This window comes from Ponticoccus sp. (in: a-proteobacteria), from assembly GCF_048381735.1.
The window spans coordinates 36,966-50,845 of sequence record NZ_JBLXGL010000002.1; the positions used below are offsets into that span (position 1 = coordinate 36,966).

Consider the following 13,880-nt stretch of genomic DNA (forward strand, 5'->3'; position numbering starts at 1 on the left):
CGCCCCGCTGCCCCCTTTGAAACAAGGAAACCCCGCCACGCCCCTGGCGGTCGCGGACCGGTCGTGTCGCGCATCTGTCACACCAACCGCCGTTGCGGGACCGGCCCGCCGCAGCCCCGCTTCCCGTCAGGCCCCAGGGCTTGGGGGGCAGCCCCACTGCGGCCCACCAAGCCCGGGCGCCTCAGCCATGCGGCGTCATGTTGGAACGCGCCTGCCCGCGCCGCAGGCCCAGCTGGCGTTCGCGCCAGATGATCAGGCCGCCCGCCGCGACCACGATCGAAGAGCCCAGGATCACCATGGGCGTCGGCACCTCGGCGAAGAAGACCCAGCCGAAGACGATGGCGAAGAGGATCGAGGCATAGTCGAAGGGCGCCACCACCGATGCCCCGGCAAAGCGGTAGGCCGAGGTCAGGAAGATCTGCGCCACCCCGCCAATCAGCCCCGAGGCCACCAGCATGGCCAGTGCCCATGGCGCCGGCCAGACCCAGCCGAAGGGCAGCGTGAGCAGCGAGAACAGCGTCGCCGTCAGCGAGAAATAGAAGACGATGGCAGAGGTTTCCTCGACCTGGATCATGCGCCGGATCTGCACCTGCACCAGCGCCCGCAGGGCCGCCGAGGCCAGCACCAGCATCACGCCGAACAGCGCCGCCCCTTCGAGGCTGTCCAGCGACAGGCGCGGCCACAGCACCACCATGACGCCGACAAGCCCCAGCAGCACGCAGGCGGTGCGGAACAGGCGCAGGCGCTCGCCCAGCAGCACCGCGGCGGCAAAGACCGTCAGCATCGGCGCGGCAAAGCCGATGGCCGTGACCTCGGGCAGGGGCAGCAGGCCAAGGGCGGCGAAGTTGCAGCCCATGGCCGAGACCCCCAGCAGCCCGCGCCAGCTGTGGCCGATCCAGGACTTTGCCTTCAGCCCGGTGCTGAGGTCGCCGCGCATCCACAGCCATCCCACGATCACCGGCATCGCGAAGAAGCTGCGGAAAAACACCGCTTCGCCGGTCGGCACCACATCGGCGGTCGCCTTGATCAGCGAGGCCATGATGGTGAACAGCACAACCGAGGTCAGTTTCAGCGCGATCGCGCGCGTCGGATTCATGGCGGCTCCTGCGGTGACTGGGCGCAGACTACGCCGCGGGGCGCCGGGGTCAATGGGGCGGGATGGGGGCGGCGCCGTACCGGGTGGCGCCGGGGCTGTCCCTGCGGCTTGCGAAACAGGGCATCGGCCTGGCGGCACGGATCGGGGGTCTGCGCAATCGGACCAGCGGGGCGCCCGACCATTCGCCCTGTCCCGGCATCGCGCCGACAGGGGCGCATGGCTGCGCGGTCACGCGGCCCCGGCGGCCCGTCCGGCGCGGTCCCGACCGGCCCGCCTGCCGCGTCTCAGGTGGTGTCCAGACAATGCCGCCGGAACGCGCGCTTGAGCATGTCCAGCTCTGCCCGCAGCAGGTCCACTTCGGCGCGGATGTCATCGGCCAGCGCCTCTCCGGCGATCAGGGTGAAGCTGTCCAGCACCCCCCCTGCCCGGGCGTCGGTGATCAGGAAGGTCTGCACCCCGTCCCCCACCGCCTGCACCGGTACCGGCACCTCGACCGCCCAGCGACCGGCGCTTGTGGTTTCGGTCACCGTGACGCCGCCGACGGGCTTGTCGTGCAGGGTCACCGCGATCTCGGGGGCGGGGGCGCCATCCTCCGAGGCCACCAGCAGCCCCTCCCACACGCCTTCCAGGAAACGTGTCTTGGTCAGTGTATAGGCGCTCATCTCGTCCCTCTCACAAGGCGGCCCGCTTGCGGCGGCTGAAGGTCAGGTCGCGCAGGATCACCTGGTTCATCTCCGGCCCCTCGAAGATCAGGTCGAGCCACAGGCGCTCGACCCGCTTTTCGTTCAGCCGGGTGTAGGCGAGGTCGAATTCCACCTCGACCGACTCGGCGCCCAGCGGCAGCTCGCGCACGATCTGTTCGGTATTGGGGCCGTGCTTGATATTGAGCCGCGCGAAGATCTCCAGCGGCTTTTCCATTTCGACGATGGTCCGCACCCGGATCAGGTGGTCGCGCTTCAGCCCGTGGCCGACGTGCTCCGGCAGGTCGACGGCCAGCGACAGGTAGGACCCGTCGAAGCGGAAGACGTCCAGCCGCAACCCGTAGGCGGCAAGGTCCGCCTCGCGCTGGTTGCGGATCTGGCGCAGGGTCATTTCAGAGTGCTGGCAATCGTGGAACAGGGTCGCCTCGCGGCCCAGCGAACTGTTCGACGGCACCGAAGAGATGCCGCCCACCGGCAGCGGCCCGCACCACAGTTCCGGGCGCCAGGCCCAGTCCGAATCCGGCGGGCTGGGAAAGGCCTGATTGCCGATCAGCGGCAGCGCCAGCCGTTCCTCCGCGACATGGATCAGGGCGTCGAGCTGGCTGCGCAGGCGGCGGGCGCGGGCGCGCTGGCGCCGCAGGACGGGCAGGTCGGCCTCGCGCGCCTCGCGCGCGGCGCGGGTCCAGCGCCTGAGGCCCGTGGCAAAGACCGCCCGGTCGATCCATCCCTGCTGCTTCGTCATCGCCCCGCGCGTCCGTTTCCCGGCAAGCCGTCATTTGTTTCCATATCGGAAACCACTAAAGCAAATGCCCGGCACCGTCGACAAGTGCAAGGCGCCGGGACGGGCCGGATATAGCAACCGGGTCTTTCCGCGCCGTGAAGGGCTCACCCCTGCGTCAATCCGGCGAAGAGGCCACGTTTCCTGCGCTGAGGCGCTGTCGCCCCGGGTGCTGCCTTGGGGGCCGCCCCGGGCGCTGCCTTGGGCGTCGCGGGTTTCGCCACCTCTGCAGCCATCCGGGCCTTCAGCCGCATCAGCAGCTCCGCCCCCTCCGGTCCCGCCATGGGGTTGCCCGCAGGCGCGTAGAGCGCCGCCCCGACAAGCCGGTCGTCCAGCACGAAGACGGTGCGCCAGTGCTTCGGGTCGCCGCCGGGCAGGATCGCCGCGCCGCCCTGCCCGAGATGGGCAATGACCGCATCCGGCGTCCGGCTGCCGGACAGCAGCGGCGCCCGGCGGGCCTTGGCCAGCAGCTCCGGCGAGGGCAGGTCCTCCGCGGTGCCGCGCGATCCGGCGGCGACGGTGATCAGCACCGGCTCGACATAGCCGCCCACCTGTCCGCCAGTCAGAATGCGGCAAGAGGCGATGGCGGCAAAGCCCCGCTGCGCGCCGCCCCTGCGGGACTTGGGATCGATGCAGTAGCCCTCGGGCGGGACCACGGGCACGTCGCCCCCGGCCAATGTCAGCCGCAGCAGCGGTTTCGCCGCTTTCGGCGCCGCGGCCTTGTCGACGGCACCGGACAGCAGGCCCTTGCCGCCCGCCCCTGTCGGGGCCGCACCGGGGACCGGCGCGCATCCCGCAAGCCACAACAGGCCAAGAACAAGAAGGCAGCGGCCAGGCCTCATGCGGCTGGCCCCTGCGCGGCAGGTCTGGACAGGGTCAACGGCTCCTCCCGAACCGGATGATAAGACCTTTGAACCATTACCCAGTCCCGCCGCACCGGGCAAGCGCCGCAGCCCTGCGCGGTCGTGGGGCTGCCCGCCCCCTGCGAGGTGCCCCGCGATGCCCCTATCCGCTGCCGATCAACGCGCCCGCCGCAAAGACCAGCGCGCCGCCCAGAACGACCTGGAAGGTGGCCCGCCAGAACGGCGTTTCCATAAAGCGGTTCTGGATCCAGGCAATCGCCCAAAGCTCTATGAAGACGACGATCAGCGCCACCGTGGTGGCTGTCCAGAAATGCGGGATCAGGTAGGGCAGCGCATGGCCCAGCCCGCCCACCGCCGTCATCACCCCCGAGGCGATGCCGCGCTTGACCGGCGAGCCGCGACCCGACAGCGCCCCGTCGTCCGAGGCCGCTTCGGTGAAGCCCATCGAGATGCCCGCGCCGACAGAGGCGGCCAGCCCCACCAGGAAGGTGGTCCAGGTGTCCTGCGTGGCAAAGGCCGTCGCGAAGATCGGCGCCAGCGTCGAGACGGAACCGTCCATCAGCCCCGCCAGCCCCGGCTGGACCCATGTCAGCACGAACTGTCGCTTCTCGGCCCGGCCCTCGGCCTCTCGCGCGTCGGGGCCGAGGTGCTCGGCCGCCAGCCGCTCTGCCGTGTGCCCGTGGCCCGCTTCTGCCGCGGCGAGATCGCCCAGCAGCTTGCGCGTGCCCGCATCGCTCACCCGCTTCGCCGCCTCGCGGTAATAGCGTTCGGCGTCCTGCTCCATGGCCTGCGCCTCTTCGCGAATGCGCTCCAGCGAGAGGTTTTCCACCAGCCAGACCGGGCGCCGCGCGTAATAGCCCGCCACATGTTCGCGGCGGATCAGCGGGATCACCTCGCCGAAGCGCTTCTGGTGCAGGGCGATCAGCTGGCCGCGATGGCCGTCCTCTTCGGCGGCCATGCCATCGAAGACCCGCGCGGTGTCGGGGTAGTCGTCGCGCAGGCGCGCGGCATAGCTGCGATAGATGCGCGCGTCGTCCTCTTCCGAGGAAATGGCGAGCGCGAGGATTTCCTGCTCGGAAAGGTCGTCGATGCGGCGGCGATAGATCGAAAACATGGCTGGGGCCCCGGATTAGAATGATTCTAACCTACTGAGAGAGGCGGGAACTGCAAGCCCGGATATCCGACCTTTGCCGCAATGCGGCAATCCGTCAGCCCCCCTTGCATTCTGAACTGATCGGTTTAGATAACTGGACAGAACGGTTCAGTTTATATTGGAGACAGACAATGACCCGTATCCTTACCGCCGCCGCCCTTGCGCTTGCCCTTCCGCTTGCCGCGACCGCCAGCCCGATCAACCTGCCCGAGCTGACCTTCCCGGAACCGGTGGCACATCCGGACGTTTCGACCCAAGGCTGCACAACGACCGACACCGCGCTTTGCCGGTAAGGGGCTCCTTGCCCGGTCTGAACTGAACGGTTTATAGTCGGTCCGGTCAAAGGAGGGTCTGCATGACCGCAGAGGCTGTCGTCCGCAAAGGGCGCAAGTTCGAGCAGGTACTGGACGGCGCGCGTGAGGTCTTCATGCGCGACGGCTTTGAAGGTGCCAGCGTCGACGACATCGCGCGCGAGGCTGGCGTATCCAAGGCCACCCTTTACAGCTATTTCCCGGACAAGCGGCTGCTGTTCATGGAAGTCGCCTCCAGCCAGTGCTGCCGTCAGGCGGACGAGGCGATGCTGTCCATCGACCTCAGCCGCCCCCCGCGCGAGGTGCTGCCCAAGGCCGCGCATCACTTCCTGTCCTTCATCTATTCCGAGATGGGCCAGCGGATCTTCCGCATCTGCGTGGCAGAGGCCGACCGTTTCCCCGAGCTGGGCCGCCAGTTCTACCAAAGCGGGCCGCAGCTGATGCATGGCGCGCTCGTCGGCTATCTGGAGGCCGCGGTGCAGCGCGGCGAGGTCAGGATCGACGACCTCGAGCTGGCCGCCGACCAGTTCGCCGAGCTGTGCAAGGCGGATATCTGGATCAAGCTGCTGTTCGGCGTGCGCGACATGCCGTCGAAGCCGGAAATCGCCCGGATTGTGGATGGCGCCGTCGACACCTTCATGGCACGGTACGGCGCGTGAACCCGGTGCCCTGCGCGCCGTGACAACCAATCCAGTCAGCGCGGCCCGGAACGCCGCGCCCGGAGGACCGATGCAGACCATATCCGAAAACGCGTGCTTTGGCGGGGTCCAGGGCGTCTATTCCCATGCCTCGAAGGCCACCGGGGGCGAGATGACCTTCGGGCTGTTCCTACCGGAAGAGGCGCGCCATGTGCCCGTGCCGGTGCTGTGGTATCTTTCGGGCCTGACCTGCACCCATGAGAACGCCATGACCAAGGCCGGCGCGCAGGCCTGGGCGGCGGATTATGGCATCGCGCTGGTCTTCCCCGACACCTCGCCGCGCGGCGAAGGCGTGGCCAACGACGATGCCTATGACCTTGGGCAGGGCGCGGGCTTCTACGTCAACGCCACGCAGGACCCGTGGAAGCCGCATTTCCGCATGTGGGACTACGTCGCCGAAGAGCTGCCCGCGCTGCTGGGTGAACAGTTTGCCGTCGACCTCGACCGGCAGGCGATCTGCGGCCACTCGATGGGCGGCCACGGGGCATTGACCCTTGCCATGTCGCTGCCCGGCCGCTTTGCCAGCGTCTCGGCCTTCGCGCCGATCGCCAACCCGACCGCCAGCGACTGGGGCCGCAAGCAGTTCGCGGCCTACCTTGGCGCCGACGAGACGACGTGGCGGGCGCATGATTCCTCGCTGCTGATGGCGGAAAAGGGCTTTGACGGCCCGGTCCTGATCGATCAGGGGACAGAGGACCAGTTCCTCGACCTGCTGAAACCCGAGACCCTGGCCGAGGCCATGGTGCAGCGGCGGCAGGACGGCGCCTTCCGCATGCAGAAGGGCTATGACCATTCGTATTTCTTCATCTCGACCTTCATGGAAGAGCACGTCGCCTTCCATGCCGAGGCTCTGCTGGGCTGAGCCATGGTGGTCTATGTCGACGCGGATGCCTGCCCGGTGAAGGAAGAGGCCGAACGGGTCGCGACCCGCCACAAGACGCCGCTGAAGCTGGTGTCGAACGGCGGGCTGCGCCCCTCGCGCAATCCGCTGGTCGAAACGGTGATCGTGCCCGACGGGCCGGATGTGGCCGATATGTGGATCGCCGACCGCGCCAAGACCGGCGACGTGGTGGTGACCTCCGACATGCCGCTGGCGGCGAAATGCGTCGCGGCGGGCGCGCAGGTGCTGCGGCACGACGGATCGGTGCTGGACGCGCGCAACATCGGCCAGCAGCTGGCCATGCGCGACCTGATGGCCGACCTGCGCGCCGCCGACCCGTTCCGGCAGGGGGGCGGCAAGGGCTTCACCAAGGCCGACCGCAGCCGCTTTCTGAACGCGCTGGAAAACGCCGTGCGACAGGCGGCAAAGGCGGCGCAATGACCCCGGGCCCGGGCCCGCTGTCACACACCCCCTGCGCCACGCGCGGGCCGGTCGACGCGCTGCCCGACCTTGGCACCGGCACACGGGACAGCGCCCCGCCCTGCCCGTCCGCAATCGCCCGGGCCTTCCCCACCGGGCACGGGCGCGCGGCCAAGGCCCCCCCGGCGGCCCCTGCCCCTGCGCCGCAGGCAACCGGCCTGCCGGGCAACGCCCTGTTCTGCGCCGGGGACACCGGGGCACGCGGCAGGCAAAACCCCCTGTCTACCGGACCCGGGCGCCAGGCCGCATGGCCGACGGACGGCAGACTTCTGACGGAAAGCGAGACCACATGACCACGATCATCTCCTTCGACGAAGGCGAACAGCAGCTCGACTGGCTGGCCCTGACCGATGCCCTGGCAGAGGGCCACCGCCGCCCCCGGGCAGAGATCGCCGACGTCTTTCTCTATCGCGGCAAGGACACGCTGCTGAACCGCTCGGCCTGGATCGACGGGCTGGGGCTGGCGGTGAAGGCCGCGACGGTCTTTCCCGGCAACCCCGCAGAGGGCAAGCCGATGGTCGGCGGGGCGGTGAACCTTTTCGACGATACGGACGGGGCGCTTGTGGCGGTGGTCGATTTCCACCTGGTCACCAAGTGGAAGACCGCCGGGGATAGCCTGCTGGCGGCGCGGCGGCTGGCCCGGCCCGACAGCCGCGAGATCCTGATCGTCGGCGCGGGCACCGTCGGCGCCTCGCTGATCGCCGCCTATGGCGCGGCCTTCCCGCAGGCGCGCTTTACCGTCTGGAACCGCACGCCGGACAAGGCCCGCGCCTTTGCCGAAAGCCACGGCATCGCATGGGCCGAAGACCTCGAAGAGGCTGTGGCCGGGGCCGACATCATCGGCTCTGCCACCATGTCCACGGACCCCGTGCTGAAGGGGGACTGGCTGCAACCGGGGCAGCACATCGACCTGATCGGCGCCTATCGTCCCGATATGCGTGAGGCCGACGATACCGCGCTCCAGCGCGCGACGCTCTTTGTCGACAGCCTTGCCACCACGGTGGACCATATCGGCGAGCTGAAGATCCCGCTGGCCTCGGGCGCCATCACCCGCGACGCGATCCGCGCGGATTTCTACGACCTCGACCGCTTCGAACGGCAAAGCGACGACGAGATCACGCTGTGCAAGAACGGCGGCGGCGCGCATCTGGACCTGATGACCGCCCGCCATATCCTCGACACATGGCGGGCAGGCTGACCACCGGGCAGGGGCGGCCTTTGCCGCGCAACCGCGGGGCCGGAGCCACGCCCGTCAGACCCTTTGACCCTGGGCGGCCCGGGCTGACAGCCGCCGCACCTGATCCCGTCGGGCTATCGCGTCGCGGTCCGGACCGGGTCACAACCGGGCTCAGGCCGCCTGCGCCGCCGGGGCCGGGCGGTTTTCGCGCACCGGCAGGTGCACGATGGCGCTGAAGGCACCGACGCCCACGCCGATCCACCAGACCATCGTGTAATCGCCGTGGATGTCGTAGAAGCGCCCGCCCAGCCAGACGCCGAGGAAGCCGCCGATCTGGTGGCTGAGGAAGACGATCCCGTAAAGCGTGCCCATGTAGCGCAGGCCGTAAAGATGCGCGACAAGGCCCGAGGTCAGCGGCACCGTCGCCAGCCAGAGCGCCCCCATGACCGCCGAGAAGACCAACACCGAGGTTGGCGTGATCGGCAGCATGATGAAGGCCGCCGCCACGAGGGTGCGCAGGGTGTAGATGCCCGCCAGCAGGTATTTCTTGGTGTATCGCTTGCCCAGCCAGCCCGCCAGCAGCGTGCCCATGATGTTGAACAGCCCGATCAGCGAGATCGACACCGCCCCCAGGGCCGAGGTCGTGGTGATCCCCAGCCCGTGCAGCATGCCGCCCGGCAGGATCGGGCCGCACATCTCTGTCACGAAGGCCGGGAAATGCGCGGTGAAGAAAGCCAGCTGATAGCCGCAGGAGAAGAAGCCAAGGAAGATCAGCGTAAACGACGGGTCGCGCGCCGCCCGGCCGAGGATCGTGCCCATGCCTTCCTGCAGCTCTGCCTTGCTGGCGGCCTCGGGCGATTTCATCAGCGGCAGGGTCGCCAGCATGGCGACCAGCGCGGCGGCGAAGACCACGAAGACCCCCTGCCACGGCATGACGGCCAGAAGCGCCTCTGCCACCGGCGCGCCAAAGACCTGCCCCGCCGATCCGGCGGCGGTGGCGATGGCCAGGCTCATGGACCGGTTCTCGTCCGAGGAGGCGCGGCCCACGACCGCAAGGATTACGCCGAACCCGGTGCCCGCGATGCCGAAGCCCACCAGCACCTCCCAGGCCTGCATGGCGAAGGGCGTCTCGGACATCGCTGACAGCAGCAGCCCCGCCACGTAGAAGGCGGTGCCCAGAACGATGGCCTTGCGGTCGCCGACCTTCTCGGCCACCGCGCCGAACAGCGGCTGCCCGATGCCCCAGGCCAGGTTCTGGATCGCGATGGCAAGGCTGAACTCGGCCCGCGCCCAGCCGAATTCCTCGGCGATCGGGATCTGGAAGACGCCAAAGCTGGCCCGCACCGCGAAAGACACGAGGATGATAAAGCAGCCGACCAGCAGGACGGGGGTGATAAGGGGGGCTTGGCGATCCATGGCGGGGCCTTTCAGGTCTGCATATCTGACCTTTTTTTCACCCGTTTCGCCCCGACGTCAAATGCCAAAGCATGATGCGGGCATTCAACGGCCCTGATGACCGGCCCCTCTACACAAGCCGCCCCGCCCGCGCTAAAGCCGGATCATGACAACGCTGACAGAGCTTTACGAGGCCCGCGTCGCCGAGGGCCGCCTGAAACCCGACGAGGCGCAGCGCGCCGTCCTGCCCGCGCTCGAACGCATCCGCGCCGCGCTGGCAGAGCCGGTGAAGCGCGGCTTCTTCCGCCGCGCGCCCGAACCGCCCAAGGGGCTGTACCTTTGGGGCGGCGTCGGGCGCGGCAAGTCGATGCTGATGGATCTTTTCGTCGAAAGCCTGACGGTGCCCGCCCGCCGGGTCCACTTTCACGCCTTCATGCAAGAGGTGCAGACGCGCATCCACGAGCTGCGCAAAGAAGGCGTCGAGGATCCGATCAAGCCGGTCGCGAAAGAGATCAGCGACTCTGTCCGCCTGCTGGCCTACGACGAGATGCAGATCACCGATATCACCGATGCGATGATCGTGGGGCGCCTGTTCGAGCGGCTCTTCGATGCGGGCGTGGTGGTGGTCACGACCTCGAACCGGGTGCCGGACGATCTGTACAAGGACGGGCTGAACCGCCAGCTCTTCCTGCCTTTCATCGCCCTCCTGAAAGAGCGGATGGAAGTGCGGGAACTGGCCTCTGACAAGGATCACAGGCAGGATCGCCTGTCCGGCGCGCAGGTCTATTTTGCCCCCGCCGACAGCGCCGCACGGGCCAGGATCGACGCGCTCTGGTCGGAACTGACCCAGGGTCAGGAAGAGACCCTGACCCTGCACGTCAAGGGCCGCGAGATCGAATTGCCGCGCTATTACAACGGCGTCGCGCGGGCGAGCTTCTTCACGCTCTGCGGCAAGGCGCTGGGGCCTGCGGATTACCTGAAGCTGGCCGAGAGTGTGCGCGTGCTGATCCTCGAGGACATCCCGCGGCTGTCGCGGCAGAACTTCAACGAGGCCCGGCGCTTCGTGACGCTGATCGACGCCCTCTATGAGGCCCGCGTGCGCCTGATCGCCTCGGCGGCGGCGGAACCGGAATACCTGTATGTCGAGGGGTCGGGCAGCTTCGAGTTCGAACGCACCGCCTCGCGCCTGCGCGAGATGCAGGCCGCCGATTGGGGCACCTGAGGACCGGGCAAAAAAAGAGGGCCACGAAGGGCCCTCAGGTCTGCTCTGTTATGGTCGTCTTCTGCCTGCTTGATAATTCTGGTCAATCCGGTGTGGGCAGGGCCATGTCGGCCTGCCTTTGCAAGGGGTCGGCAAGGGTCATCGGCGCGGCGGTCGGCAGAGCGGGGGCAAGACCGGGCGGCAGCGACGCAGCCCGGCTGACCGCCTCGTGCGGCGTCTGTTCCGAGGCCTCGCCCACGGTCCAGAGAAGCACGTAGGTCACGCTGAGGAAACCGATGCCAAGAGCAACCATGCGGATCATGTCAGACCCCGAGACTCTTCCACCGGCACGCAGGCTTTCACCCACGCCCCATCACGCGCATTCATTGGCAGTCCCCCAGTCGCCCCGGCTGATGATTGGCAGTCCCACCGCAAGCTGCATCATTTATAGGTGACTCCATGGGCTCACGTCAATATCTTGGGCCGCTGTCAAGGTGTGGTGGCGCATTTTTTCGGCTAACCTACGGATAGAGAGTCATTTTTTCGGCAGAGCCCGCCGCGTCCCGGGGCGCAGACTGCCGGAGCGGACCGGCAAGGCGCCGTTCGCGACAAGACGCGGTCCGGCATATTGGTCTTCTCGCAGAGCGTCCCGGCGATGGAAACGAGGCTGTCGCGCTGTTGCACCGAACCGATACCCGGTGCAGCAGCGCGGCAGGATGGAAAGCCCCGGACAGGCCTAGAGCGCGTCGCGCAGCACGTATCCGGCAAGGTAGAGCGAGCCGCAGATCAGCACCCGCGCCTCGGGCGTCGCGTCGGTGATGGCGGTCAGGGCCGCCGCCACCGAGGGCGCGGTCCGGGTGTGGTGGCCGCAATCCGCTGCCAGCTTCGCCGTCTCTTCGCCGGACAGTGTGTTGGTCTCTCCGGGGATCGAAACCCCGGTCAGAGAGGTCGCCTGACCGGCAAGGGGCCGCAGGAAGCCGCGCGCGTCCTTGGTGTTGAGCATGCCGCAGATCAGGTGTGTCGGGCGCTCCGGCATCTGCGCCAGCAGCGCGGCCAGCGCCTCGCCCGCGGCGGGGTTGTGACCGCCGTCCAGCCAAAGCTCGGCCCGCGGCGCCAGCCCCACCAGCGGCCCGGCCAGCAGGCGCTGCATCCGGGCGGGCCAGTCGACGCGGGTCATGGCGGCCTCGAAGGCATCCTCGCCCATGCCCAGATGACGCAGGACCGCCAGAGCGGCCCCCGCGTTCTGCACCTGATGCGCCCCCCGCAGGGCGGGCAGCGGCAGGTCCAGCAGGCCAGTCTCGTCCTGATAGACAAGGCGGCCATTCTCTTCCCAGACATGCCAGTGCTGGCCATGCGCCAGAAGCGGTGCGCCAAGCTGGGCGGCGCGCGCCTCGATCGCCTCCATCGCCGGCTCCGGCTGCGGGCCGACGACGCAGGGCACGCCGCGCTTCAGGATGCCCGCCTTCTCGGTCGCGATCTTGGCCAGCGTGTCGCCCAGAAAGGCCTCGTGGTCCATGGAAATGGGGGTGATGACCGTCATCGCGGGACGGTCGACGACATTGGTCGCGTCCAGCCGCCCGCCAAGGCCGGTTTCCAGCAGGGTAAAGTCCGCCGGGGTCCGCGCCATGGCCAGAAGCGCCGCGCAGGTGGTGATCTCGAAATAGGTGATCGGCGTGCTGCCGTTCGCCTCGTAGCATTCGTCGAGCACGGCGCTCAGGTCATCCTCGGTGATCAGCTGACCGGCCAGCCGGATGCGCTCGTGGAACCGGGCTAGGTGCGGCGAGGTATAGGCGTGCACGCGCTTGCCCGCGCCTTCCAGTCCCGCGCGGATCATCGCCTGGGTCGAGCCCTTTCCGTTGGTTCCCGCCAGATGGATCACCGGCGGCAGGCGCCGTTCGGGATGATCCAGCGCCTCCAGCAGACGCCAGACCCGGTCCAGCACGAGGTCGATGATCTTGGGATGAAGGTCCATCATCCGTTGCAGGATGACATCGGACTTCGCATTCGGCGTCATGGGCGTACCCCGGGAAAAAAGGACGAAACGACAACGCGGGGCGGCAATGGCCTAGCCCTGCTTCGCATCCGTGGCAGGGGCGGCGGGCGACGAGGCGGCCTCGTCCTCCGGTCCCGGCGGCGGCAGGTCGCCCCATGTCGGAGGCGCCATCTTCATCAGCATCCGGCACATCACGATCAGCTCTTCGCGCATCTTGCGGCGGTCGGTGACCCGGTCGAGCATGCCGTGTTCCAGCAGGTACTCCGCGCGCTGGAAGCCCTCGGGCAGCTTCTCGCGGATCGTCTGTTCGATCACGCGCGGCCCGGCAAAGCAGATCAGCGCATTGGGTTCGGAAATCTGGATGTCGCCCAGCATCGCGTAAGAGGCGGTGACCCCGCCGGTCGTCGGATGGGTCAGCACGACGATATAGGGCAGGCCCCGTTCCTTGAGCATCTGCACCGCCACGGTCGAGCGCGGCATCTGCATCAGGCTGAGAATGCCCTCTTGCATGCGCGCGCCCCCGGCGGCGGAAAACAGGATCAGCGGGCGCCCCAGCCGCACCGCCTCTTCGGCGGCGGCGACGATGGCATTGCCCACGTACATGCCCATGGAGCCGGCCATGAAGCTGAAATCCTGCGCGGCGCAGACCACGGGCGTGCGCCCGATCTCGCCGGTCGCGACAAGCATCGCCTCTCGCTCTCCGGTTGCCTTCTGGGCGGCCTTCAGGCGGTCGGGATAACGCTTCTGGTCGCGGAAATGCAGCGGGTCGACCGTCGGCTCGGGCACCGCGACCTCGGAGAAGACGCCGCCGTCGAACAGCGCGAAGAAGCGGTCGCGCGGCGTGATGTGCATGTGGTGCCCGCAATTGGTGCAGACGTTCAGATTGTCGCTGATCTCGCGGTGGAACAGCATGGTGCCGCAGCCGTCGCACTTGGACCACAGGTTCTCGGGCACCTCGCGGCGCGAGAAGATCGAGTTGATCCGCGGTCGGACGTAGTTGGTAATCCAGTTCATGACAGCCTCGGCTTCGCTCTTGGGCGTGACTTATGCCGGGCTGCGTCGAATTGCAATCTTGCCCGCCCATCGGGCCGCGTTCTTCTTTGGGGGGCCCGGACGCGCGGGGCCGCCGATGCCGGTTTCTCCGCCACGCCCCG

The 13,880-nt window shown here is 68.3% G+C and carries 15 protein-coding genes; 6 read left to right on the forward strand and 9 right to left on the reverse strand.

Annotated elements, in window-relative coordinates:
* Nucleotides 1-181: 181 nt before the first annotated feature.
* The 5 genes from ACN5KJ_RS04550 to mbfA form a co-directional block, all read right to left on the reverse strand.
* A complete protein-coding gene (locus ACN5KJ_RS04550) occupies nt 182-1,096 on the reverse strand; it encodes a DMT family transporter (RefSeq protein WP_418592260.1) in 915 nt (304 codons plus the stop codon).
* Between the two features lie 284 nt (nt 1,097-1,380).
* Nucleotides 1,381-1,758 carry a hypothetical protein gene (locus ACN5KJ_RS04555; protein WP_418592261.1) on the reverse strand — a complete coding sequence of 126 codons (378 nt, stop codon included), beginning with the start codon at nt 1,756-1,758 and terminating at the stop codon, nt 1,381-1,383.
* 10 nt (nt 1,759-1,768) lie between these two features.
* Nucleotides 1,769-2,539 (reverse strand): DUF6478 family protein, encoded by a 771-nt coding sequence (locus tag ACN5KJ_RS04560; protein WP_347166108.1) that lies wholly within the window; start codon nt 2,537-2,539, stop codon nt 1,769-1,771.
* A 143-nt stretch (nt 2,540-2,682) separates the two neighbouring features.
* A complete protein-coding gene (locus ACN5KJ_RS04565) occupies nt 2,683-3,417 on the reverse strand; it encodes a dihydroxy-acid dehydratase (protein ID WP_418592262.1) in 735 nt (244 codons plus the stop codon).
* A 163-nt stretch (nt 3,418-3,580) separates the two neighbouring features.
* Nucleotides 3,581-4,552 carry an iron exporter MbfA gene (mbfA, locus tag ACN5KJ_RS04570; protein ID WP_418592263.1) on the reverse strand — a complete coding sequence of 324 codons (972 nt, stop codon included), beginning with the start codon at nt 4,550-4,552 and terminating at the stop codon, nt 3,581-3,583.
* Nucleotides 4,553-4,722: 170 nt separating this feature from the next.
* Here mbfA and ACN5KJ_RS04575 point away from each other — a divergent pair, with 170 nt between their 5' ends.
* The 5 genes from ACN5KJ_RS04575 to ACN5KJ_RS04595 all read left to right on the forward strand — a co-directional run bounded on the left by ACN5KJ_RS04575 (nt 4,723) and on the right by ACN5KJ_RS04595 (nt 8,158).
* On the forward strand, nt 4,723-4,884 hold the full coding sequence (locus ACN5KJ_RS04575; RefSeq protein ID WP_347166111.1) for a hypothetical protein: 162 nt from the start codon (nt 4,723-4,725) through the stop codon (nt 4,882-4,884).
* A gap of 62 nt (nt 4,885-4,946) precedes the next feature.
* A complete protein-coding gene (locus tag ACN5KJ_RS04580; protein ID WP_347166112.1) occupies nt 4,947-5,561 on the forward strand; it encodes a TetR/AcrR family transcriptional regulator in 615 nt (204 codons plus the stop codon).
* 70 nt (nt 5,562-5,631) lie between these two features.
* Nucleotides 5,632-6,462, forward strand: a complete 831-nt coding sequence (gene fghA, locus ACN5KJ_RS04585) for an S-formylglutathione hydrolase (RefSeq protein ID WP_418592264.1) — start codon at nt 5,632-5,634, stop codon at nt 6,460-6,462.
* A gap of 3 nt (nt 6,463-6,465) precedes the next feature.
* Complete coding sequence (locus ACN5KJ_RS04590; protein WP_347166114.1) at nt 6,466-6,921, forward strand: YaiI/YqxD family protein; 456 nt, start codon at nt 6,466-6,468, stop codon at nt 6,919-6,921.
* A 328-nt stretch (nt 6,922-7,249) separates the two neighbouring features.
* Nucleotides 7,250-8,158, forward strand: coding sequence for an ornithine cyclodeaminase family protein (locus ACN5KJ_RS04595; protein ID WP_418592265.1), 909 nt, complete (start codon nt 7,250-7,252; stop codon nt 8,156-8,158).
* A 150-nt stretch (nt 8,159-8,308) separates the two neighbouring features.
* On the opposite strand, the gene ACN5KJ_RS04600 is transcribed toward ACN5KJ_RS04595, so the two are convergent.
* Entirely contained in the window at nt 8,309-9,553 is a 1,245-nt protein-coding gene (locus ACN5KJ_RS04600) for an MFS transporter (protein WP_418592266.1), read from the reverse strand.
* 145 nt (nt 9,554-9,698) lie between these two features.
* Between ACN5KJ_RS04600 and zapE the strand changes: the two genes are divergently transcribed.
* The gene (zapE, locus tag ACN5KJ_RS04605) at nt 9,699-10,754 is read left to right on the forward strand and encodes a cell division protein ZapE (RefSeq protein WP_418592267.1); all 1,056 of its coding nucleotides are present in this window, start codon (nt 9,699-9,701) and stop codon (nt 10,752-10,754) included.
* Nucleotides 10,755-10,836: 82 nt separating this feature from the next.
* Here the strand turns inward: zapE and ACN5KJ_RS04610 are convergent, their stop codons facing one another.
* The 3 genes from ACN5KJ_RS04610 to accD form a co-directional block, all read right to left on the reverse strand.
* A complete protein-coding gene (locus ACN5KJ_RS04610) occupies nt 10,837-11,055 on the reverse strand; it encodes a hypothetical protein (RefSeq protein WP_418592268.1) in 219 nt (72 codons plus the stop codon).
* A 414-nt stretch (nt 11,056-11,469) separates the two neighbouring features.
* Nucleotides 11,470-12,747, reverse strand: a complete 1,278-nt coding sequence (locus tag ACN5KJ_RS04615; protein ID WP_418592269.1) for a bifunctional folylpolyglutamate synthase/dihydrofolate synthase — start codon at nt 12,745-12,747, stop codon at nt 11,470-11,472.
* 51 nt (nt 12,748-12,798) lie between these two features.
* On the reverse strand, nt 12,799-13,740 hold the full coding sequence (gene accD / locus ACN5KJ_RS04620; RefSeq protein WP_347166119.1) for an acetyl-CoA carboxylase, carboxyltransferase subunit beta: 942 nt from the start codon (nt 13,738-13,740) through the stop codon (nt 12,799-12,801).
* Nucleotides 13,741-13,880 lie beyond the last annotated feature (140 nt).

Excerpts from the sequence above, each read along its gene's own strand:
- ACN5KJ_RS04550 (WP_418592260.1), bottom strand. The coding sequence starts at position 1,096 with ATGAATCCGACGCGCGCGATCGCGCTGAAACTGACCTCGGTTGTGCTG.
- ACN5KJ_RS04555 (WP_418592261.1), bottom strand. The coding sequence starts at position 1,758 with ATGAGCGCCTATACACTGACCAAGACACGTTTCCTGGAAGGCGTGTGG.
- ACN5KJ_RS04560 (WP_347166108.1), bottom strand. The coding sequence starts at position 2,539 with ATGACGAAGCAGCAGGGATGGATCGACCGGGCGGTCTTTGCCACGGGC.
- ACN5KJ_RS04565 (WP_418592262.1), bottom strand. The coding sequence starts at position 3,417 with ATGAGGCCTGGCCGCTGCCTTCTTGTTCTTGGCCTGTTGTGGCTTGCG.
- mbfA (WP_418592263.1), bottom strand. The coding sequence starts at position 4,552 with ATGTTTTCGATCTATCGCCGCCGCATCGACGACCTTTCCGAGCAGGAA.
- ACN5KJ_RS04575 (WP_347166111.1), top strand. The coding sequence starts at position 4,723 with ATGACCCGTATCCTTACCGCCGCCGCCCTTGCGCTTGCCCTTCCGCTT.
- ACN5KJ_RS04580 (WP_347166112.1), top strand. The coding sequence starts at position 4,947 with ATGACCGCAGAGGCTGTCGTCCGCAAAGGGCGCAAGTTCGAGCAGGTA.
- fghA (WP_418592264.1), top strand. The coding sequence starts at position 5,632 with ATGCAGACCATATCCGAAAACGCGTGCTTTGGCGGGGTCCAGGGCGTC.
- ACN5KJ_RS04590 (WP_347166114.1), top strand. The coding sequence starts at position 6,466 with ATGGTGGTCTATGTCGACGCGGATGCCTGCCCGGTGAAGGAAGAGGCC.
- ACN5KJ_RS04595 (WP_418592265.1), top strand. The coding sequence starts at position 7,250 with ATGACCACGATCATCTCCTTCGACGAAGGCGAACAGCAGCTCGACTGG.
- ACN5KJ_RS04600 (WP_418592266.1), bottom strand. The coding sequence starts at position 9,553 with ATGGATCGCCAAGCCCCCCTTATCACCCCCGTCCTGCTGGTCGGCTGC.
- zapE (WP_418592267.1), top strand. The coding sequence starts at position 9,699 with ATGACAACGCTGACAGAGCTTTACGAGGCCCGCGTCGCCGAGGGCCGC.
- ACN5KJ_RS04610 (WP_418592268.1), bottom strand. The coding sequence starts at position 11,055 with ATGATCCGCATGGTTGCTCTTGGCATCGGTTTCCTCAGCGTGACCTAC.
- ACN5KJ_RS04615 (WP_418592269.1), bottom strand. The coding sequence starts at position 12,747 with ATGACGCCGAATGCGAAGTCCGATGTCATCCTGCAACGGATGATGGAC.
- accD (WP_347166119.1), bottom strand. The coding sequence starts at position 13,740 with ATGAACTGGATTACCAACTACGTCCGACCGCGGATCAACTCGATCTTC.